This window comes from Microbacterium salsuginis, from assembly GCF_012524205.1.
GTDB lineage: Bacteria > Actinomycetota > Actinomycetes > Actinomycetales > Microbacteriaceae > Microbacterium > Microbacterium salsuginis.
Genome location: NZ_JABACI010000002.1, coordinates 197,511 through 216,883, shown reverse-complemented (window position 1 = coordinate 216,883; position 19,373 = coordinate 197,511). Strand labels below are relative to the sequence as shown.

Genomic DNA, 19,373 nt, shown 5'->3' with positions numbered 1-19,373 from the left:
TCTTCATCATCCTCCCGTGCGTCCGCCGTCGCCAGGCCTTCTCATTTCGCTTCCTCGGCGCTCACGTGATGCGGCGTGCCGACGGGCTTGGATTCGCTCGAGCCCCGCTGGCGCAAGAAGATCGAGAGCGCGATCATCGCACCCACGGCCAGGAACTCCGACTGCCAGTTCTGCAGCGTCCGGTTCCAGAAGTCGGGTGTTCCGAGATATTCGATCCAGGCGATCGGCGGTTGCCCGTGGTCGGCGTTCTCGGCGTTCATCACGACCGTGCCGGCGAGCGACTGGGCCAGCCACGACAGCACGAAGACGGTCCCCATGACCAGCAGCAGCGAGTTGGAGTAGACCAGCTGACGGATGCCGCCCACCCGTGCCCACTCGGGGGAATCAGGCTGCGCGTGCTCGCCGACGAACTGCTCCTCGTCGCTGCCCGGGCCCTCGTCGCCGGGCTTCTTCGACTCGGGCGACCCGCGCTGGATGAGCCAGATGGTCGCCGCGATGAAGAGGAAGAACTGCAGGAACTCGGACTGCCAGTTCTCCGCGACGTCGACGACGAACTCGGAGGACGTCACGAACGCCGCGAAGCTCTCGGCCGGCTGGCCGTGCTGCTGCAGCTTCTCGTTGTTCTCCAGCCAGCCCGCCACCGACTGCCCGCACAGGGCGAGCACGAACAGCGCGCCGAAGAGGATGCTGAGCGAATTGTCACGTAGCGCACGCATGGCTCACCTCCCGCCCAGCGGGATGAGGATCATATACGCGAGCCCGATCGAGAGCACGGCGATCCAGGACCAGAAGACGACTGCCTCTCCGCGGCGGCCGCCCTCCTCCTCGGGAGTGAAGTCCGTCATGGTGAAGATCTCCTCTCGGCGCGGCGGGGTGCGCCATGCCTCATCTTCAGAGTTCCGCCGACTTCGTGCCACGGCCTTGACACCCGGTGGGTCGGCAGGCAAGCGGTGTCCGCAGCGGGGGCGTGCCCGCGGCTCGACGGAGCCTCAGCGACAGGTCGCGGCGAGGTCGATCATCGCCTGCGACGGGTACCCGTACGCCTGCACGCCGTTGCCCTCGGCGGTGTGGCCCATGCTGATCGCCCACGCCGTCGCCCACTCCTCGTTCGCCTCGGGGTTCTGCGAGTCGAACAGCGCGTGGCACTTCGAGGTGATGGAGTGCCCGACCTCGTGCGTCACCAGCGCCCGGGCGTCGGCCGAGGGCCACCATTGCGCGACGGAATGCGACAGGGTGATGGTCGATGATCCGCCTCGCGCGGAGTCCCACGTCGCGGTGCCGCCGATTCCCGCGTCTCCACCGGTGCCGGCGACGAACGGAGCCCAGTCGAAGTCGAGCAGTACGCCGCCCGAGATCGACCGTGCGTATGCCTCGATCTCGAGCCGGGTGGCCAGCAGCGGACCGGCCTTCTCGGCCAATTCCTGCTGCGCGGACTCCTTGAGCGTGCCCGCTCGTGCGGCGTACACCGAGAGCGCCACGGCGGCGTCGGAGTCGGCACGGGTCTGCTGCGCGACGTCGGCCGCGGCATCCCGGAAGTCCTGCACCACGGACGTGCGTGCCGAGACGTTGGCAGCCTCCAGCGCGGCAGAAGCCAGTGGCGTCGACGCGAACAGGCTGGCGGCAGCTTCGGACACGGCATCGAGAGAGTCCTTGAGGGCGGATTCGGCTCCGGTGAGGTCTGTCGCATCAGCGGCGGCGACGGTTGCGCGCTGGTCGAGATCGGATGCCCCGGCGAAGAGCTCCCACGTCCAGAACGGCTTGAGGGCCAGCGCGTCGTCGACCTCGTTCTCGAGGATCGCCGATGCCTCATCGCGCGCTTCCGATGCCGTCGCACCGCTCTCGGCCAGCGCGGTGCGGGCCGCGGGGTCGGCCAGATCGTCGGCGGCCGACGCGACGATCTGCTCGGACGCGGTCAGCGTGGCATCGACGATGCTCTCGGTGCCCTCCAGCGACCGCTGGGCCTGCCGCTCGATCTCAGCCGCGTCCGCCAGCTCGCTGGCCGCTGCGTCGAACTCGCGGTGTGCCGAGGTGTGTACGAGGCCGATTCCGACGGCGACGAGTGCGACCACGCCGATGCCGACGATCCAGCCGACGACCGTCGCCCGCCGGAGTCGGCGCCGCGGCCGTGGCGCAGTGCCCTCGTAGGCGATCGGCTGGGCCAGGGGAGGGGTGGCGTCCGCATCGGGCACCGGCTCGGTCACGGCGGCCCCCGACTGTTCCATGCCAGAACTCTAAGTCGTCGAGACGACACCGAAGCCTGAGAGTTCACCTGCTGTGGATGACATCGCCGGGGCCGGCTGTCTGCTGCTGCGTTCGGCGCGAGTCTCACCGGGCCGTGCGGTACGAGGAACCGATCCCGGCTTCCTCCCGGTCCGTAGGCTGACATCATGAAGGAAGAGGCGGCAGATCCGCGGGGCTGCCCGACGTGCGGGGACCCCCTGATCTTCGAGATCCTCGACGACGAGCGATTCCTGGTCGCCTGGTCGTGCGTGAACTGCGGCGTGATCCGCACCACCGAACCCGCGTAGCCCCGAGTCTCTCCGCGTCGAGAAATAAACGACCGCGAGCATCCGGAATCCAATCGCGGTGGCGACTCCGCCCCCGTCGCCTATACTCCACTGGGTATCCCCCCGAACGTACGATGGCGTATTTCCCCCCCGATACGGCGTCGTATCCCCCCAAGCGCGGGCACCACCCGCCGTCCATCGGAGTGCATGTGACTCGAGTGCAGCCGAACACACCCACCAGCGGCGACGCCCCGACCCGCGCCGCCGTGCGAGCCGCCCAGAGGCGGAAGCGCTCGCTGATGCTTCTCGGCGTCATCCTGGTCCTCGCCATCGCGATCGCCGTCGTGCTCGGCATCTTCTTCACGCGCGGAGCGTCGAGTGGAGCCGAGGATGCATCGACAGCACGGCCGGCGTCGACGGGAGAATGCCTGCCCTCCGGGCTCCGCATCACAGCCGATCCGGTGGTCGCCGGGGCGCTCGAAGCGGTCGTCGCCGACCTGGCCGGGACTCGCTCCGACTGCCCTGACGTGGCGATCAATGCCGAGGACAGCTCGGTCACCGCAGCAGCGCTCGCGGCCGGCGCGACGCCGGAGTTCGACGTCTGGGTGCCCGACTCCGCGATGTGGCCGGCAAGGGCGACCGGGCAGGCGGAGCTCACGGGTGTCGAGGCGCCCGGACTGGTCGTAGGCGACGTCGTGGCAAGCACGCCCGTCGTCTTCGCGGCGACGGAGCCCACCGCAGCGTCGGTCGAGGCGGCGGGCTCCGGATTCTCGAGCCTGGCCGGACGCACGATTGCCGCCGTTCTGCCCGACCCGGCGACGGTCGCCGCGAGCTCCGCGGCCCTGCTGGCCCTGCAGACCGCGGTCGCGGGAGATGCCCGCACCTTCACGGCGCTCGTCCTCGGCCTCGACACCGGGGTCGTCCCCACCGCCGCCGACGCGCTCGCCGCGGCATCCGCTGCTCCGGCGCCCACGATCGCGGTGACCACAGAGCAGGCGGTTCTGGACTACGGCGATGAAGCGCAGACCCCGCTTGTGCCGATCTATCCGACCGATGTGAAGCCTACGGTGAGTATGCCCGTCGTGACGCTCGCAGACGCGACGGGCGAGACCCTCGAGGCCGTCGACGCCCTCACCGCCGCCGTGGCGGAGGGAAGCGACCATCTGGCCGAGCATGGACTCCGCGACGCGGCAGGCACGGCGCCGAACTCGACCGCTGCAGAGACCGAGCAGACGGCGCCAGACCCCGCCGACGGTGTCAACCAGGCAGAAGTGCTGCGCACCTGGCAGGTGCTGACTGCGCCGTCGCGGATGCTGTCTCTCAATGACGTCTCGGGCTCCATGCTCCAGCCGGCGACCGCCGACATGCGGCGCATCGACCTCTTCGAACAGGCCGCTGTGCGCGCGGTCAACTCGCTCTCGGCCGACTCCTCGCTCGCCACGTGGGTGTTCTCGAGCCGGCGGATCGGCGGGCAGGACTGGCAGGAGATCGTCCCGTTCGGTCCGTTGAGCGACGCGGCTCACAAACAGCACACCATCGACACCGCCAACGGGCTCGACAGCTTCGTCGGCGGCGGGACGGGGCTCTACGACAGCGTGCTCGCCGCCGTGCAGTACATGCGCGACACCTACGTCCCGGGTCAGATCAATCTGGTGCTGCTCAACACCGACGGATACAACGAGGACGACGAGGGTCTGGACCTGCCGGGGCTGCTCGCCCAGCTCGAGACGTTGCGCGACCCGGCGAAGCCGGTGGCCGTCATCGCCATCGGGTACGGTCCCGACACCGATCAGGCGGCTCTGGAGCAGATCGCCGCCGCCACGGACGGCGCGGCATACCAGGCGCTCCAGCCGACCGATATCGGCACGGTGCTGATCGACGCCGTCACCCAGCGCGGCTGCCGGCCGAACTGCGGGTAGGGATCTGGAGTGCACGGCCATGCGGAGCGCGGAGAGTCCGTCTTGCGGGGGAGGTGACCTTCAGCGCGGGCCGCATACGCTCGGACCATGGCCGAAACCGCATTCAAGCCCGGAGACGACGTCTTCACTCCTCACTCGCGCGGCACGATCATCGATGTCGGGGCTACGCCCTCCGGCAAGTGGGTCTACGGAGTCGAGGACGATGACGGGGCGGTGACCTACTTCACCAGCCGAGCTCTGCGGCACGCATAGTCCCAGCGTCACCGGCACCGGTCGGAGTACCGTCTGCGGGATGGTGACACTTCCCGCCGACTCCCATGTGCACAGCGAGTGGTCGTGGGACCACGGTTCCGATCCGGCTTCACCAGGCTCCATGATCCGCATCTGCGAACGGGCCGTGCGGATCGGCTTGCCGGCCATCGTCTTCACCGAGCATCTCGACTTCGAAGACGACTGGCGGGTCGAGAAGGGCGACCTCGGCGAGCACGCTCAGAAGTACGTGGACACGGACGGCCATGTCACGCTCCCCACGTTCGACCTCGACGGCTACCTCGAGCAGATCGAGCGGTGTCGTCGCGACTTCCGCGGGCTTCGCATTCTGACGGGGGTGGAGTTCGGGCAGCCTCACATGTGGGACGCGCGCGCCGCTGACATCCTCGCCGTGGGCGTGATCGACCGCGTGAACGGATCCCTGCATATGCTTCCAGGCGTCGCCGGCACGCGAGCGGAACCCACGACCTTGTATCGCTACGAGGCGGCGGACGACGTCATGTGGGCGTACCTCGAGGAGATCCCGCGGATGGTCGCCGGGTCGGACTCGTTCGAGGTGTTCACCCACATCGACTACGCGGTGCGGGCATGGCCGACCACGACAGCGGGACCGTTCGATCCTCGGCGGTTCGAGGCCGGCTTCCGTGACGCGATGCGCGCGATCGCCCAATCGGAGCGAGCGCTCGAGATGAACACCAAGCGTCTGTGGCCGTGGATGCCGCAGTGGTGGAAGGAAGAAGGCGGGCGTGCCGTCACGTTCGGCAGTGACGCCCACGGCCCTGACCTGCTCGCTGCGAACTTTCCCGAGGCGACAGCGATGCTCGAGTACTTCGGCTTCCGGGCGGGGCGGCATCCCGAAGACTTCTGGACCTGCTGATCACTCAGACGCGGGAGGCTGTTGGCGAACTCGTCAATCGCCCACGAGGTACACATTGTCTATGAGCTTGGTCGTGTCGTCGGGTGCAGGAAGTCCGTCGGGCAGGAGCACGTAGTCGCCCGAAGGCCCCCCAACGCCGAGCCGGCTGCCGTACCCGCCACATCCGGTCACCCAGTCGGTGTCATTCGGATAGACGACAAGGCATACGCTTTCGGGCTCATCCGTCCGTGCGAGCCAGAACTCCACGCCATCGTGCTCACCGACGTATCGCGCGGAATCGGCATCCATGTCTGAGCCGGCCTCTTCGACGACGTCGGGCAGCTCATCCGACGGCTGACGGTCGCGGTCCAGCGCTGCGTATGATCCGCCGGTCCACGCGCAGCCTCCCAGGATCACGGTGAGCCCGGCCACCGCGACGGGCACCGCAGCGAGCGTCTTCAACTTCATCGTCGTCCCCTTTGCGGACACGGCACCCTGATTTCCGAAACTGTAGCATTCGCGTGTTCGCGCCCAGCCAGCCTGCCGACCAACGCGCGCCGAGCCGGCGGTCGCAGCGCATCGGGGCGATCGTGCGGTTGGTATGGTCGCCGGGTGAGTTCCGCGAGCGTCCTGATCCTGCACGGCTCACCCGGCTCGGGCAAGACCACACTGGCGCGGGCGATCTCCGAGTACCTCCGGGCCGACGGCATCCCTCACGCGGTCATCGACGTCGACGAGCTGAACCTCATCTTCCCGGCGCCGCGCCGGGACTTCTGGCTCGCCAATCTGGCCGCGATCTGGCCGAATTACGCGCAGGTGCCGGGCATTCGTGTCATCATCCCCACGGTCATCGCCGACGCGGAGCGACTCGAGCAGCTGCGGGCAGCGGTGCCGGCAGCATCCTTCGTCGTCTGCGAGCTGACCGCCCCCATCGATGTGCTCAAGGCGAGAGTCACCGAGCGGGAGCCGACCGAGGAGTGGCGCGAGTCATTACGCGCCTGGGTCGACCACCACTCCGGACGCACGGATCTGGAGCAGATCCGCGACGTTCTGGTCTCCACGCACAACCGGAGCGAGGAGGACGCGGCGCGCGACGTGCTGCGGGCCATCGGCTGGAGCGCGTCCTGACGCGACTGGCTTCGGCACCTGCACCTACTGCTGTAGCAGCGCGAGGAGCTCGACGGACTCGGTGCCGGTGAATTCCACGATGCGGCGGTCTGCGATGCGGTAGAAGGCGAACTCGGGGACGTTCACGTGCCGTCGAGTCGGGGCAAGACCGCGGAACGGTCCGAGATGCGTTCCGCTTCCGCGCACGTGCGCGGCCACGCGGTCGTCCTCGACCACGAGCTGTATGCGGCGCCATCGCCAATCGGGAAAGCCGTGGAACAGGTCGGCCAGATCGTCGATCCATGCATCGGCGCCGCCGGGAAGATGCGCGCGGCGCACGGCCGGATCGAGAAGCGATCGGACCTCGTCGAGGTCGTGCCGATTGCAGGCATCGAGGTACTCCGCGTACCACTCGCGCATCTCCCACGGTTCCACCTGATCATTCTCGGCGAGTGTGGTCGGCATCGGCCGGTTCCGAGGTGTGCCGATGTGCGAGCCGGAAGCCGTGTCAGCGTGAACGACCTACCAGATGGTGCCGCCACCGATCGAGATGCCGCCCCACGTGAGCGCGATGAAGATGGCGGCGAACACGACGGGAGCGATGCCCTTGCCGCTGCGCGCGAGTCCCTTGAGGAGTGCGATCACGGCGAGGACTGCGGCGACGATGGAGAGGCCGCCGCCGAGGATCAGCCCGATGAACAGGGGGATCGGCATGAGCACGAGGCCGGCGAGGGCGAACCAGAACGCGGCCCAGGCAGTCGGATTGGAACGGCGTTCGACAGAGGAAGACATGGCCCCATTATCTCGTGTCGGCGAACGCGAGCCGGCGGAACGCGGCGGCCGCGCCGCCAGTCGACACCCACAGCGTTGTTCTTGTTGATCGCTCCGGCCGGACCATCGCAGCGTCCGGTGACTGGGCCGAACCGAGCGATGCGCGTCACAGACACGCATCCCGTTCGGCCGGTTCGGACGCACTTCTGTGACATGAGCACCCGCTCGCGCCCTCGGGAACGCGCGCCATGACTCCCGGGTACTCCGCTCCGAGAATGCGGGGTCAGCGCGACGGGCTCATCGGTCGTACGCGCGTTTCAGCCCGCTTGGCGATGTAGCGCCGCATCTTCTCTTCGGTTCCGCAGTCCTCCATCGAGCACCACCGGCGGCTGCCGTTCCGGGTGGTGTCAAGGAACACGAACCCGCAGCTCGGGCACTCCTTGAGGCGACCGGCAGGGTGATCGCGGAGGAGGTCGACCGCGGAGGCGACCAGCTCGGACAGTGCGTCTCGGGGCGACCCGGATTCCCAGGCCCACGAGAGATGGTTGCCGTCGAGGGTCGGAGTGGCCTGGCCGATCGCGTCGGCGTAGGCCGACCGGAGGGTGCGCAGGGCGGTCCCGTCGATACCGTGCTGCCGGGCGAGGGCAGCCACGGCGATCCGGATCGCGGCCCGCACGTCGGCGGCCGAGCGGAGGAGGGACTGCCCCTCCGTGACGGACAGGCCGGTATGCGCGGAAGATGCCGCCGCCACGCCGGCATAGCTGCACCAAGCGAGGAACTCCTCCACCGATCGCAGGACGTCGGTTGAGCGGTCGCTCTCGGAGTCGATGTCGGTGTTGGCGAAGTCGAGTGCCATGTCGCCGCCCACGGATCTGGGCCACCGCTCCGTCATGATCGCCCCGTTCTGTTACCGGCAAGACCATTTTAGGGTGTCACAGCCCCCTGTTACCGTCTATTGCAAGTTAGCTAGAAACAGGAGGCAAGCGATGGATATCGGATTCGCGGCGGCGACGATGGCGAGGGCGAGAGCGGACGATGCGGATCGTTACAAGGGGTGCGTGATGTTCAGCGCGCTGCCGGACGCGCCGGTTGTCGTGCATCGAAGGGGTTTCGTGCAGTGGCTGCGCGACGGCGTCGCTGCGAAGAGGGCACGAGGCCGCACCCATGACGCGGATCGCTCGCTTGACGATGAACGGGACCCACCAGCTACGAGCGGTGTCAAAGTGTCGTCACGAGAAAGGGGCCGCGAGGACTGAACGTCCCGCGACCCCTACTCCCGACTGGTGCCCCCGACAGGAATCGAACCTGCGACCTTTGGTACCGGAAACCAACGCTCTATCCCCTGAGCTACGGAGGCGTGCCGATCGAGATTACCACCCCGAGCCGGGACGGATCGCCAGCTCAGGGCGCGACGAGCTCGTCGTCGAGAGGGGCGTCGGCAACGACATCCGCCGCCTGCGTCATGCCCCGCACCGCGTCGGCCACGCGGGTCGCGAGGTAGGCGTGACCGGCCGTGGAGGGATGGTCGCGTCCGATCGGACCACTGTCGATCACGGCGGCGTAATTCGTCGTCGTGATCCACTCCTCCTGGATGGGGGAGATGTACCACCAGCCGCGTCCTGCCGCCAGATCGCGCAGCTCGGCGTCGATCTGGCGTGTGGGTTCTTCGACCGGCAGCACCTGCGGGGCCGGCCCGAGCACCACGATGTCGGCATCGGGGAAGCGGGCTTCGAGCTGGTCCCAGGCGGCGGTCACGGCCTCTCGATACCCCGTCGGGTACAGGCGGCGGTCGTTGATCGATCCCTCGATGACGATCAGGTCGGGGTCGAGTGCCGGGTCGAGCTGCGCGATGCGCTCGCCGTACGCCGGACCGTCCAGGCCTGGTTTGAGGTAGCCGCTGCCGCGCACTCCGTCGACGAGCGTCTCGACGCCGAGCTCGTCGGCCAAGCGATAGGCGAAGCCCAGCGTGGGCGAGAGTGCCGCCGATCCGTAGACCCATGAGTCGCCGAACACCAGCACGCGGGCCTCTTCGGGCAGGAGGAGGGCGGCCGGCGCCGCGGCGGCGATGGGTGCCTCGACGCCACCGGCCGCGACCGGATCCGCTGCCGTTCCGGGTCGCAGGACTGCCACCGCGCACACGGCAGCGACGGCGAGCGCGGCGCCCAGCAGGGGAAGCCACCATCGCCGTCCGCGGAGGCGACCGGGCGCGTGCATGCATAGAGGGTAAGTCACGCCGGCGCGCCGTCTTGACGCCTGGGGAGAAGGTGGGCAAACCGCCGGGCGATCCTGAGGGTTCGGCGTGCGAGGATACTTCGGTGCAACGCGTCGTGACCGCCGAGATGGACCTCGAACTGGGGGCGTCCGTCGACCTCATCGTGCAGATCGCAGCGGCCCAGGCGGTGCCGCTCTCGGGCGAGCGGCTCACCTTCACGCAGGGTGATCGCGTCTTCACCCCGACCGAGATCGTCGACCAGTCCGGCACTCGGCTGCACCGCCTGACCGGTGAGCCCGGACGCCTCGAGATCCGGTACGAAGCGACCGTCGACGGGCACGCCTCGGCCGGTCGCACGAGCGACCTCGAGGCGATCACCTACCTTCGTCCGAGCCGCTACTGCCAGTCCGACGAGGTGTTCTCGCAGGCACGCCGCCAGTTCAAGGGACTGTCGGGCCACGAGCTCATCGCGGCGGTCTCGGAGTTCGTGGCCACCAGCACCACTTATACGCCGGGTCTGAGCCAGGGGACCGACAGCGCGGTGACCACGCTGATGACGGGTCAGGGCGTGTGTCGCGACTACGCGCACGTCGTCATCGCGCTCCTGCGCGCCATGGACATGCCGGCCCGCTACGCCGCCTGTTACGCGCCGGGCCTGCGCCCCATGGACTTCCACGCCGTCGCGGAGGCGTATCTGGACGGCGCCTGGTACGTCATCGACGCGACGCGGCTCTCGAACCGCCGGTCGCTCGTGCGGATCTCGACAGGGCGCGACGCCGCGGACTGCGCCTTCCTCAGCTACCACGGCGGCTACGTCGGACTCGAGCATCTGGGGGTGCACGCGTGGGTGGTTCCGGATGCGGCATCCCCGGACGGTCTCGAGACCTTCCCGCCCGCATCGCTCGATGTGTCGGACCCTGCTCTCGACGACCTGGCGACGCTGGTCCAGATCGGCTGACCCCCCCCGGCTCGTATCAGCGCTTGTTTATATCAGTGGATGCTGATACTAATGAAGCATGCACGCGCTCGACATCCTCGGCGATCCCGTCCGACGGCGTCTCATCGAACTCCTGGCCAGGGGCGACCGCGCCTCGGGTGAACTGACCGACGTCATCCGAGACGAGTTCGGGATCAGCCAGCCCGCCGTCTCGAACCACCTGCGGGTGCTGCGGGACGCCGGGTTCGCCCACAGCAAGGCCGAGGGCTCCCGTCGGATCTACTCGCTCGCCGGCGAGCGGATGGCCGAGGCCCACGCGTGGCTCGACACCCAGCTGGGCTTCTGGACCAACCGCCTCGACGCGCTCGACACCGAACTGCGCCGCGGCTTCAAGGAGGAACGATGAACACGGCAGACCCCTTCGTCCGCGCGCTGACCGGAGACGAGACCGAGCAGACCATCACGGTCTCGCGCGTGTACAGCGCGCCGATCGCCGACGTGTGGCACGCCATGACCACCCCCGAGCGGATCGCCCGCTGGTACGGCACCATCGTCGGCGAGCCTCCGCGTCGCCCCGGGGACCCCTTCGAGGTCGACCTCGGCAGCGGGCTCGTGCGCCGCGCAGTGCTCGAGGACTGCGAAGCGCCCACGGCGCTGGTGTACACGTGGTGGTCGGGAGACGACGATCCCGGCCTCGTCCGGATCCGGCTCGATGCTGCCGGGGACGCGCAGACCCGGATGACGGTGCAGCACGACCGGCTCCGACCGCACCGGATGCTGCAGTACGGGGCCGGCTGGGAGTCCAACCTGGTCTCACTCGCCGCAGCCGTGGGTGCGCCGGACGAATCGGACGTGCCGAGCGAACAGCGCGCGCACCGCTGGGACCTGCTGCGATCGCATCCACTTCGGATGCAGTTGTCGATCGACGCACCGGTGGGCGAGGTGTGGGCCGCGTGGGCAGACGGCGACGCGCTCGCCTCGTGGTGGTGGACGCACTGGGACGACGTGTCGGTCGAGGCGGATGTGCGCCCGGGCGGAAGCTACCGCATCACGGCGCCGAGCCACGGCCTCTCGGTCGCAGGGGAGTACCTGCTCGTGGAACCGCGCTCGCGCCTCGCGTTCACTTGGGTCTGGACCGACGACGACGGGTCGACGCAGGACGAGGCGGTCGAGGTGCGGTTCCAGGCGACGGATGCGGGAACCACGGTCGAGCTGCGCCACACCGGGCCATGGGGCGATGAGGCGCCCGCCGACTCGTACCGGCAGGGCTGGGACTTCGTCCTCGGGGTCCTGGCGCGTCGCCTGAACGGAGAAAGCGTCAGCAGCCGCGAGAACTAGACTGGTGAGGCTATGGATCCCGATGCCCTCTCCGCCGCTCTGCTCGCCGTCGTCGCCCCGCTCGCCGAGGCGCGACGAGCCGGTTCGTCGGAAGGGCTGACGGCCGCCGACCTGCCGCTCGAGCGCCCGAAGAACCGGGATCACGGCGATTGGGCATCCAATGCCGCGCTCAAGCTCGCGAAGGCGGTCGGTGCCAACCCGCGGGAGTTCGCCGCCGAGATCGCCGACGGTCTGGCGGCAGTCGACGGTGTGGCCGAGGTCGAGGTCGCCGGGCCGGGATTCATCAACATCCGGCTGGATGCCGCGGCCGCGGGGTCGCTGGCGAAGACCATCGTCGAGGCCGGCGCCGCGTTCGGCACGAACGACTCCCAGCGCGGCAACACGATCAACCTGGAGTTCGTCAGCGCGAACCCCACCGGTCCGATGCACATCGGGCACACGCGGTGGGCGGCGCTGGGCGATTCGATGGCGCGCCTGCTGCAGGCCAGCGGTGCGACGCTCGTGCGAGAGTTCTACATCAACGACGCCGGCGCGCAGATGGAGCGGTTCGGTCGGTCGGTGCTGGCGGCCGCGAAGGGGGAGCCCACGCCGGACGACGGCTATGCCGGCGCCTACATCGAGGAGCTGGCCCGTCGCGTTCTGGCGTCGCGGCCTGATCTGCTCGAGCTCGCCGAGGCGGATCAGCTGACGACCGCTCGCGATCTCGCGTACGAGTTCCAGCTCGGCGAGCTGCAGCATTCGCTGGAGAAGTTCAACGTGCACTTCGACGTGTGGTTCTCGGAGCGCACACTTCACTCCAAGCCCGAAGACGGCGGGCCGAGTCTCGTCGACGAGGCAGTCGATCGGCTCCGCGCCCAGGGCCATGTGTTCGACGAGGACGGCGCCGTCTGGGTGCGCACCACCGACTTCGGCGACGACCGCGACCGCGTCATCCGCCGCTCCAACGGCGAGTACACGTACTTCGCCGCCGATGCCGCCTACTACTTGAGCAAGAGCGACCGGGGCTTCGCGCACAAGATCTACCTGCTCGGCGCCGACCACCACGGCTATGTCCACCGGCTGAAGGCCCTCGCGGGGGCCGCGGGCGACGACCCCTCGAAGGACATCGAGGTGCTGATCGGCCAGCTGGTGTCGATCAACGGCGCGCGGCTCAGCAAGCGGGCCGGAAACATCATCGAACTCGACGACCTGCGTGAGTGGATCGGCACCGACGCGCTGCGGTACTCGCTTGCGCGGTATCCCGCCGACTCGCCGCTGACGCTCGACCCCGAGATCCTGCGCAAGCGCACCAACGACAATCCGGTCTTCTACGTGCAGTACGCGCACGCACGCACCCACAACGTCACGCGCAATGCCGAGGCATCCGGTGTCGACCGCTCCGGCTTCGCCCCCGAACTGCTCACGCACGAGACCGAGTCGGCCCTGCTGGGTGCCCTCCAGGAGTTCCCGCGGATCGTCGCCTTCGCCGCAGAGCTGCGCGAGCCGCACCGGGTGGCGCGCTACCTCGAAGAGCTCGCGGGCCTCTACCATCGGTGGTACGACAACTGCCGTGTGATCCCGCTCGGCGATGAGCCGGTCGAGCCGGTGCACCACACGCGCCGCTGGCTCAACGACGCCACCGGTCAAGTGCTGCGCAACGGTCTGACGCTCCTGGGCGTCGGCGCGCCCGAGCGGATGTGACCCGGTGAGCGCGGGCGACACCCAGCCGACCCTGCCGCTTCCGGACTGGGAGCACACCGAGGCGCCACGACGTCGCCGCTGGCCGTGGCTGGTCGCGCTCGGTGTCGTGATCGTGCTCCTCGTGGTCGCATGGTTCGCGGCCGAGGCCATCGCCCGGCAGCTCGTCGTGAGCGTCGTCCGGGAACAGGTGCAGTCGCAGCTGGAGCTCCCTGCCGATCAGCAGATCGACGTCGAGCTCCCCGGCGCCGTGATCCCCCAGCTGATCCGGGGCACGGTCGACGAGATCACCATCGCATCGGATGATGTCGCCGTCGGCGGCTTCGCCGGTGATGTGACTGTGACCGCGCAGGGGGTGCCGATCCGCGGCGGCAGCATGAGCGGTGCCACCGCCACCGTCACGCTCGGCGAGGAACAGCTGCGCGCCCTGCTGTCCACGATCGAGGGCTTCCCCTCCGGCACCGTCGAGATCGAGGCGCCCGGCGTCTCGATGACGATGGATCTGCAGCTGTTCGGCGTCAGCATCCCGGTGGGCGCGTCGCTCATACCGTCCGCCGTCGACGGCGACATCGTCCTCACGCCGACCTCGCTGCGCCTGGGTGGCGCCGAGGTCGACGCGGAGGCGGTGCGCGACCAGTTCGGGGCCGTCGCCGACACGGTGCTGCGGGACTGGACGGTGTGCATCGCGCAGTACCTTCCGGCCGGCGCGACGCTCACCGATGTCAGCGTCGAAGGCGACACGCTGGTGGCCCGATTCGACATCGACGGGAACATCACCACCGATCCGGCACTCCGCGCCGAAGGCAGTTGCGACTGAGCGTGTCCGTCATGGCTCGGCGGCGGTCGAACGGTCTCGTGGCGTCACACGGACGGGGGCACGGATGCGGTGTGCCCTAGACTTCAAGCACTGCCCGGCGCGTGACCCTTCCGGCCGCGGCATCGCGCCGCACCCGGTATCCGGACGGCGACAGCGTCGAAGCTCCCATCGATTGGTCCCCCGTGTCCGCTGACCCGCATACTCGCTCCGTCGCTCCTGCGTGGCTGAGGCGCCCCGACGACGCGAACGAGCTCGTCCCCGCCGTCTGGCCGACCACCGCCGCTCGAGACGAGGACGGCGTCCTGCTTCTGGGCGGCATCCCGGCGACCGCGCTGCGCGAGCGATTCGGCACGCCGCTGTACGTCGTGGACGAGGACGAAGTGCGCGCCACCGCCCGCCGCACGCTGGATGCGTTCCGCGCCGCCGCCGCACTTCACGGCACGCAGGCCCGCGTGTACTACGCCGGCAAGGCGTTCCTGACGACCGAGGTGGTGCGGTGGGTGACCGAGGAGGGCCTCGCCGTCGACGTGTGCACGGGCGGCGAGCTCGCGGTCGCGCTCGCGGCGGGCGCGGATCCGTCGCGTCTCGGCTTCCACGGAAACAACAAGTCCGTCGCCGAGCTCGAGCGTGCCGTCGAGGTGGGTATCGGCTCGATCGTGATCGACAGTCCGATCGAGATCGAACGGCTGGCCGCGATCGTCGAGCGGCGCGGCGTGAAGCAGTCGGTGCTCATCCGGGTCAACAGCGGCGTCCACGCCGAGACGCACGACTTCCTCGCGACGGCACACGAGGATCAGAAATTCGGTTTCACGCTGACGGATGCCGCGGCCGCAGCCGATCGCATCCGTGAGCTGCCGGGACTCGAGCTCGTCGGCCTCCACTGCCACATCGGGTCGCAGATCTTCGGCACCGCCGGGTTCGAGGAGTCGGCGGCCCGCATCGTCGAGCTGCATGCCGAACTGCTGCAGGGCGGGGAGCTGCCGGTGCTCAACCTCGGCGGCGGCTTCGGGATCGCGTACACATCCGTCGATGACCCCACCCCGGTCGAGCAACTGGCGGTGGGCATCGCCGACGCGGTCGCTCGCCAGTGCGAAGTGCGCGGCATCCCCATGCCGAATCTCGCGTTCGAACCGGGTCGCGCCATCGTCGGACGTGCCGGCGTCACCCTCTACGAGGTGGGCACCACCAAGCCCGTCGCGCTCGACGGCGGCCTGACGCGCCTGTACGTGAGCGTCGACGGCGGTATGAGCGACAACGCGCGGCCCGCGCTGTACGGGGCGCAGTTCTCGGCGCGCATCGCCTCGCGCGCCGGCGAAGGCGACCCGGTGCTCTCGCGCGTCGTCGGCAAGCACTGCGAATCGGGCGACATCGTCGTGGATGCCGAGTACCTGCCCGGCGACGTCGCCCCGGGGGACCTGCTCGCTGTGCCTGCGACCGGGGCGTACTGCTTCTCGCTCGCGAGCAATTACAACTTCGTCCCCCGCCCGCCCGTCGTGGCGCTGCGCGGGGGAGAGGCGCGCGTCATCGTGCGCGGCGAGACGGTCGACGACCTGCTCGCACGTGACGCCGGACTCACCACGACCCCCACGGAAGGGATCGCATGACCGACTACCGACGTCTTCGCGTCGCACTGCTCGGAGCCGGTTCGGTCGGCTCGCAGGTCGCCGGGCTGCTGCGCCAGCACGCCGATGAACTCGCCGATCGTGCGGGCGCCCGTCTCGAGCTCGTCGGCATCGCCGTGCGCGACGTGGATGCCCCACGCGATGTCGAGCTGCCGCGGGAGCTGCTGACGACGGATGCCGAGACGCTCATCGTCGGCGCCGACATCGTCATCGAGCTGATGGGCGGCATCGAGCCTGCTCGCACCTACGTGCTGCAGGCGATCAACTCCGGCGCCGACGTCGTCACGGGCAACAAGGCCCTGCTCGCGACCCATGGTCCCGAGATCTTCGACGCCGCCGATCAGGTGGGCGCCGAGGTCTACTACGAAGCCGCCGCCGCGGGGGCCATCCCGATCATCCGGCCGCTGCGCGACTCGCTCGCGGGCGACCGCGTGCAGCGCATCATGGCGATCGTCAACGGGACGACCAACTACATCCTCGACCGCATGGACACCGAAGGCGCCGAGTTCGCCGACGTCCTGGCCGACGCGCAGCGCCTCGGCTATGCCGAGGCCGACCCCACCGCCGACGTCGAGGGCTTCGACGCGGCGCAGAAGGCGGCCATCCTGGCGAGCCTCGCCTTCCACACGGCGGTGCCGCTGGATGCGGTCCACCGTGAGGGCATCACGGCGATCGACAAGTCGATGATGGACTCCGCACGGCACGCCGGCTACGTCATCAAGCTCCTCGCCGTGTGCGAGCGGCTCACCGGCCCCGAGGGCGAGTCCATCTCGGTGCGCGTGTACCCCACGCTCATCGATCGTGCGCACCCGCTGGCGAGCGTCCACGGCGCGAACAACGCGGTCTTCGTGCAGGCAGAGGCAGCCGGGAACCTCATGTTCTACGGCGCCGGGGCCGGTGGCGTGCAGACCGCGTCCGCCGTGCTCGGTGACGTCGTCTCGGCCGCTCGCCGCCACATCGCAGGCGGCGTCGGCGTGGGCGAGTCCACACTGGCGAACCTGCCGGTGGTGCCGGTCGGACGCGTCACGACGAGGTACCACATCACTCTCGAGGTCGACGACCAGCCGGGCGTGCTGGCGACGGTCGCCGGCATCCTCAGCGAGGGGCGCGTCTCGATCGCCACGGTCGAGCAGACCGTCGTCGGCGACGGCGAGGCGGGCAGCGGCATCGCGCGGCTCGTCATCGGAACACACAAGGCTTTGGAGCAGGACCTCAGCGAGACGGTCGACCGTCTCGCCGCGAGCGGCGTCGTCGAGCGCGTCGTCTCGGTCCTGCGCGTGGAAGGAGACTGACCGACATGGCAGCACACGTCTGGCGCGGAGTCCTGCGCGAGTACGCCGACCGGCTGGGTGTCACCGACACCTCGACGGTCATCACCCTCGGCGAGGGCGGCACCCCGTTGCTCCCCGCCCCCGCCCTTTCGCGGCGCACCGGCGCCGACGTCTGGGTGAAGTTCGAGGGCATGAACCCGACCGGCTCGTTCAAGGATCGCGGCATGACCGTCGCGGTCTCGCGCGCCATCGAGCACGGCGCGAAGGCCGTGATCTGCGCGTCGACGGGCAACACCTCGGCGTCCGCGGCGGCCTACGCCGCTCACGCCGGCATCACCGCGGCGGTGCTCGTGCCGGAGGGCAAGATCGCCATGGGCAAGCTCAGCCAGGCCGTCGCGCACAACGGGCGCCTCATCCAGATCCGGGGCAACTTCGACGACTGCCTCGAGATCGCGCGCGAGCTCGCCGACAACTACCCCGTGCACCTGGTCAACTCGGTCAACCCCGACCGGATCGACGGGCAGAAGACCGCGGCGTACGAGGTTGTCGAGCAGCTGGGCGACGCCCCCGACTTCCACTTCATCCCGGTCGGCAACGCCGGCAACTACACGGCGTACACGCGCGGATACCGCGAAGAGGCCGAGTCCGGCGTCTCGACGCGCGTGCCGCGCATGTTCGGCTTCCAGGCCGAGGGCTCCGCGCCGCTCGTGCGTGGCGAGATCGTCAAGAACCCCGAGACGGTCGCCAGCGCCATCCGCATCGGCAATCCCGCGTCGTGGGAGCTCGCCCTCGAAGCGCGCGAGGCGACCGACGGCTGGTTCGGCGCGATCGACGACGACCGCATCCTCGCCGCTCAGAAGCTGCTCGCCGGTGAGGTGGGCATCTTCGTGGAGCCCGCGTCGGCGATCAGCGTGGCAGGCCTCCTCGACCGCGTCGAGCAGGGCGTCGTCCCCGCGGGCGCGCGTGTCGTGCTCACGGTCACCGGCCACGGCCTGAAGGACCCGCAGTGGGCCCTGCGCAACGCGGACGGCAGCCAGGTCGCGCCGACCGTGGTCGACGCGTCCACGTCGGACGTGGCATCCGTTCTCGATCTCGCACCCGTCCAGGCCACCACGTGAACGCAGCCGTCTCTCCGGAGCCGGGGCGACGGATCGTCGTCCGGGTCCCGGCGACGAGCGCGAATCTCGGCCCGGGCTTCGACACCCTGGGTCTCGCGCTGAGCGTCTACGACGAGCTGGACGTGACCGCCCTGCCCGAGGGCGAGCTCGAGATCACCGTGGAGGGCGAGGGCACCGAGGACGTGCCCCGCGACGCCTCCCACCTGGTGGTGCGCGCGATCGCGTTCGCCTACGAGTCGGTGGGACGACGGATGCCGGGGCTCCGGCTGGTCGCCAGGAACGTGATCCCGCACGGGCGCGGCCTCGGCTCATCGGGAGCGGCCGTGGTCTCGGGCCTCCTCGCGGCCAAGGGGCTGCTCGAGGGTGATGTCGAGTTCGGTCCCGATGCGCTGCTGCGCCTGGCCACCGAGCTCGAGGGTCACCCCGACAACGTCGCTCCGGCGCTGTTCGGCGGCCTGACGATCGCGTGGGTCGACGACGGCGTGCCCCAGCACAAGAAGCTGCTGGTGCACCGCGGCGTGTCGCCGCTGGTGTTCGTGCCCGAGTTCACGATGTCGACCAAGCTCGCGCGCAGCTTGCAGCCGCTGCATGTGCCTCGTGAGGACGCGGTGTTCAACGTCTCCCGCTCGGCCCTGCTCATCGCGGCGCTGACCCAGAGCCCCGAGCTTCTCCAGGCGGCGACCGAGGACAAGCTGCACCAGAACTACCGCGCGAGCGCCATGCCCGAGACCGATGCGCTGGTGCGCGCGCTGCGCGCCGACGGTTTCGCGGCCGTGGTCTCCGGTGCCGGACCGAGCGTCCTCGTGCTGGCCGACGGGCCCGGCCGCCGACTCGAGGCAGCAGCCCTCGCGAAGACCGTCACCGACACCCCGTGGGAGGGCCTCATGCTCGCCGTCGACTTCAAGGGTGGTACAGTGAGGGAGTACGCGGAGGGTTCCACGTAACACGTGA

22 protein-coding genes and 1 tRNA gene are annotated in these 19,373 nt (G+C 69.4%); 14 read left to right on the top strand and 9 right to left on the bottom strand.

What is annotated here, in order from left to right; all coding sequences use genetic code 11:
- Window positions 1-41 precede the first annotated feature (41 nt).
- The 3 genes from HF576_RS08105 to HF576_RS08100 all read right to left on the bottom strand — a co-directional run bounded on the left by HF576_RS08105 (window position 42) and on the right by HF576_RS08100 (window position 2,222).
- The gene (locus tag HF576_RS08105; protein ID WP_168912304.1) at window positions 42-716 is read right to left on the bottom strand and encodes a DUF6766 family protein; all 675 of its coding nucleotides are present in this window, start codon (window positions 714-716) and stop codon (window positions 42-44) included.
- 3 nt (window positions 717-719) lie between these two features.
- Window positions 720-845 (bottom strand): hypothetical protein, encoded by a 126-nt coding sequence (locus HF576_RS20580; protein WP_277348843.1) that lies wholly within the window; start codon window positions 843-845, stop codon window positions 720-722.
- 144 nt (window positions 846-989) lie between these two features.
- Window positions 990-2,222 carry a hypothetical protein gene (locus HF576_RS08100; protein ID WP_168912303.1) on the bottom strand — a complete coding sequence of 411 codons (1,233 nt, stop codon included), beginning with the start codon at window positions 2,220-2,222 and terminating at the stop codon, window positions 990-992.
- 165 nt (window positions 2,223-2,387) lie between these two features.
- On the opposite strand from HF576_RS08100, the gene HF576_RS08095 reads away from it, so the two are divergent.
- The 4 genes from HF576_RS08095 (at window position 2,388) to HF576_RS08080 (ending at window position 5,573) form a co-directional block, all read left to right on the top strand.
- Window positions 2,388-2,528, top strand: a complete 141-nt coding sequence (locus HF576_RS08095; RefSeq protein WP_168912302.1) for a hypothetical protein — start codon at window positions 2,388-2,390, stop codon at window positions 2,526-2,528.
- A 188-nt stretch (window positions 2,529-2,716) separates the two neighbouring features.
- Window positions 2,717-4,426 (top strand): vWA domain-containing protein, encoded by a 1,710-nt coding sequence (locus HF576_RS20730; protein WP_168912301.1) that lies wholly within the window; start codon window positions 2,717-2,719, stop codon window positions 4,424-4,426.
- A gap of 87 nt (window positions 4,427-4,513) precedes the next feature.
- Window positions 4,514-4,678: a hypothetical protein gene (locus HF576_RS08085; protein WP_168912300.1), complete on the top strand. Its 165-nt coding sequence runs from the start codon at window positions 4,514-4,516 to the stop codon at window positions 4,676-4,678.
- Window positions 4,679-4,718: 40 nt separating this feature from the next.
- On the top strand, window positions 4,719-5,573 hold the full coding sequence (locus HF576_RS08080) for a PHP domain-containing protein (RefSeq protein ID WP_205835060.1): 855 nt from the start codon (window positions 4,719-4,721) through the stop codon (window positions 5,571-5,573).
- 33 nt (window positions 5,574-5,606) lie between these two features.
- Here the strand turns inward: HF576_RS08080 and HF576_RS08075 are convergent, their stop codons facing one another.
- On the bottom strand, window positions 5,607-6,020 hold the full coding sequence (locus HF576_RS08075) for a hypothetical protein (RefSeq protein WP_168912299.1): 414 nt from the start codon (window positions 6,018-6,020) through the stop codon (window positions 5,607-5,609).
- 144 nt (window positions 6,021-6,164) lie between these two features.
- On the opposite strand from HF576_RS08075, the gene HF576_RS08070 reads away from it, so the two are divergent.
- Window positions 6,165-6,680 carry an AAA family ATPase gene (locus HF576_RS08070; RefSeq protein WP_168912298.1) on the top strand — a complete coding sequence of 172 codons (516 nt, stop codon included), beginning with the start codon at window positions 6,165-6,167 and terminating at the stop codon, window positions 6,678-6,680.
- Window positions 6,681-6,704: 24 nt separating this feature from the next.
- Here HF576_RS08070 and HF576_RS08065 read toward each other — a convergent pair whose 3' ends face one another.
- The 5 genes from HF576_RS08065 to HF576_RS08045 all read right to left on the bottom strand — a co-directional run bounded on the left by HF576_RS08065 (window position 6,705) and on the right by HF576_RS08045 (window position 9,644).
- Window positions 6,705-7,124 carry an ester cyclase gene (locus HF576_RS08065; protein WP_205835059.1) on the bottom strand — a complete coding sequence of 140 codons (420 nt, stop codon included), beginning with the start codon at window positions 7,122-7,124 and terminating at the stop codon, window positions 6,705-6,707.
- Window positions 7,125-7,181: 57 nt separating this feature from the next.
- Entirely contained in the window at window positions 7,182-7,451 is a 270-nt protein-coding gene (locus HF576_RS08060) for a hypothetical protein (RefSeq protein ID WP_168912297.1), read from the bottom strand.
- A 262-nt stretch (window positions 7,452-7,713) separates the two neighbouring features.
- Window positions 7,714-8,286, bottom strand: a complete 573-nt coding sequence (locus HF576_RS20110) for a CGNR zinc finger domain-containing protein (RefSeq protein WP_205835058.1) — start codon at window positions 8,284-8,286, stop codon at window positions 7,714-7,716.
- A gap of 425 nt (window positions 8,287-8,711) precedes the next feature.
- Window positions 8,712-8,787: transfer RNA gene (locus tag HF576_RS08050), tRNA-Arg, on the bottom strand.
- 44 nt (window positions 8,788-8,831) lie between these two features.
- Window positions 8,832-9,644 carry an SGNH/GDSL hydrolase family protein gene (locus tag HF576_RS08045; protein WP_168912296.1) on the bottom strand — a complete coding sequence of 271 codons (813 nt, stop codon included), beginning with the start codon at window positions 9,642-9,644 and terminating at the stop codon, window positions 8,832-8,834.
- 101 nt (window positions 9,645-9,745) lie between these two features.
- On the opposite strand from HF576_RS08045, the gene HF576_RS08040 reads away from it, so the two are divergent.
- The 9 genes from HF576_RS08040 to thrB all read left to right on the top strand — a co-directional run bounded on the left by HF576_RS08040 (window position 9,746) and on the right by thrB (window position 19,366).
- The gene (locus HF576_RS08040; protein ID WP_168912295.1) at window positions 9,746-10,600 is read left to right on the top strand and encodes a transglutaminase domain-containing protein; all 855 of its coding nucleotides are present in this window, start codon (window positions 9,746-9,748) and stop codon (window positions 10,598-10,600) included.
- Between the two features lie 58 nt (window positions 10,601-10,658).
- Complete coding sequence (locus HF576_RS08035) at window positions 10,659-10,985, top strand: ArsR/SmtB family transcription factor (RefSeq protein ID WP_168912294.1); 327 nt, start codon at window positions 10,659-10,661, stop codon at window positions 10,983-10,985.
- Window positions 10,982-11,917, top strand: a complete 936-nt coding sequence (locus tag HF576_RS08030; RefSeq protein ID WP_168912293.1) for an SRPBCC family protein — start codon at window positions 10,982-10,984, stop codon at window positions 11,915-11,917. Before HF576_RS08035 ends, HF576_RS08030 begins: the two co-directional genes overlap by 4 nt.
- Window positions 11,918-11,929: 12 nt before the next feature.
- Window positions 11,930-13,597 carry an arginine--tRNA ligase gene (gene argS / locus HF576_RS08025; protein WP_168912292.1) on the top strand — a complete coding sequence of 556 codons (1,668 nt, stop codon included), beginning with the start codon at window positions 11,930-11,932 and terminating at the stop codon, window positions 13,595-13,597.
- A gap of 4 nt (window positions 13,598-13,601) precedes the next feature.
- The gene (locus HF576_RS08020) at window positions 13,602-14,411 is read left to right on the top strand and encodes an LmeA family phospholipid-binding protein (protein WP_168912291.1); all 810 of its coding nucleotides are present in this window, start codon (window positions 13,602-13,604) and stop codon (window positions 14,409-14,411) included.
- 182 nt (window positions 14,412-14,593) lie between these two features.
- Window positions 14,594-16,015, top strand: coding sequence for a diaminopimelate decarboxylase (gene lysA, locus HF576_RS08015; protein WP_168912747.1), 1,422 nt, complete (start codon window positions 14,594-14,596; stop codon window positions 16,013-16,015).
- Window positions 16,012-17,325: a homoserine dehydrogenase gene (locus HF576_RS08010; RefSeq protein ID WP_168912290.1), complete on the top strand. Its 1,314-nt coding sequence runs from the start codon at window positions 16,012-16,014 to the stop codon at window positions 17,323-17,325. The genes lysA and HF576_RS08010 overlap by 4 nt, the downstream gene beginning before the upstream one ends.
- A 5-nt stretch (window positions 17,326-17,330) precedes the next feature.
- A complete protein-coding gene (thrC, locus tag HF576_RS08005; protein ID WP_168912289.1) occupies window positions 17,331-18,422 on the top strand; it encodes a threonine synthase in 1,092 nt (363 codons plus the stop codon).
- Window positions 18,419-19,366 carry a homoserine kinase gene (gene thrB, locus HF576_RS08000; RefSeq protein ID WP_168912288.1) on the top strand — a complete coding sequence of 316 codons (948 nt, stop codon included), beginning with the start codon at window positions 18,419-18,421 and terminating at the stop codon, window positions 19,364-19,366. The genes thrC and thrB overlap by 4 nt, the downstream gene beginning before the upstream one ends.
- Window positions 19,367-19,373: the final 7 nt, after the last annotated feature.

What these genes read in the sequence shown, in the direction of transcription:
- HF576_RS08105 (WP_168912304.1), bottom strand. Translation starts at nt 716, where the DNA reads ATGCGTGCGCTACGTGACAATTCGCTCAGCATCCTCTTCGGCGCGCTG.
- HF576_RS20580 (WP_277348843.1), bottom strand. Translation starts at nt 845, where the DNA reads ATGACGGACTTCACTCCCGAGGAGGAGGGCGGCCGCCGCGGAGAGGCA.
- HF576_RS08100 (WP_168912303.1), bottom strand. Translation starts at nt 2,222, where the DNA reads ATGGAACAGTCGGGGGCCGCCGTGACCGAGCCGGTGCCCGATGCGGAC.
- HF576_RS08095 (WP_168912302.1), top strand. Translation starts at nt 2,388, where the DNA reads ATGAAGGAAGAGGCGGCAGATCCGCGGGGCTGCCCGACGTGCGGGGAC.
- HF576_RS08085 (WP_168912300.1), top strand. Translation starts at nt 4,514, where the DNA reads ATGGCCGAAACCGCATTCAAGCCCGGAGACGACGTCTTCACTCCTCAC.
- HF576_RS08080 (WP_205835060.1), top strand. Translation starts at nt 4,719, where the DNA reads ATGGTGACACTTCCCGCCGACTCCCATGTGCACAGCGAGTGGTCGTGG.
- HF576_RS08075 (WP_168912299.1), bottom strand. Translation starts at nt 6,020, where the DNA reads ATGAAGTTGAAGACGCTCGCTGCGGTGCCCGTCGCGGTGGCCGGGCTC.
- HF576_RS08065 (WP_205835059.1), bottom strand. Translation starts at nt 7,124, where the DNA reads ATGCCGACCACACTCGCCGAGAATGATCAGGTGGAACCGTGGGAGATG.
- HF576_RS08060 (WP_168912297.1), bottom strand. Translation starts at nt 7,451, where the DNA reads ATGTCTTCCTCTGTCGAACGCCGTTCCAATCCGACTGCCTGGGCCGCG.
- HF576_RS20110 (WP_205835058.1), bottom strand. Translation starts at nt 8,286, where the DNA reads ATGGCACTCGACTTCGCCAACACCGACATCGACTCCGAGAGCGACCGC.
- HF576_RS08045 (WP_168912296.1), bottom strand. Translation starts at nt 9,644, where the DNA reads ATGCACGCGCCCGGTCGCCTCCGCGGACGGCGATGGTGGCTTCCCCTG.
- HF576_RS08035 (WP_168912294.1), top strand. Translation starts at nt 10,659, where the DNA reads ATGCACGCGCTCGACATCCTCGGCGATCCCGTCCGACGGCGTCTCATC.
- HF576_RS08030 (WP_168912293.1), top strand. Translation starts at nt 10,982, where the DNA reads ATGAACACGGCAGACCCCTTCGTCCGCGCGCTGACCGGAGACGAGACC.
- argS (WP_168912292.1), top strand. Translation starts at nt 11,930, where the DNA reads ATGGATCCCGATGCCCTCTCCGCCGCTCTGCTCGCCGTCGTCGCCCCG.
- HF576_RS08010 (WP_168912290.1), top strand. Translation starts at nt 16,012, where the DNA reads ATGACCGACTACCGACGTCTTCGCGTCGCACTGCTCGGAGCCGGTTCG.
- thrC (WP_168912289.1), top strand. Translation starts at nt 17,331, where the DNA reads ATGGCAGCACACGTCTGGCGCGGAGTCCTGCGCGAGTACGCCGACCGG.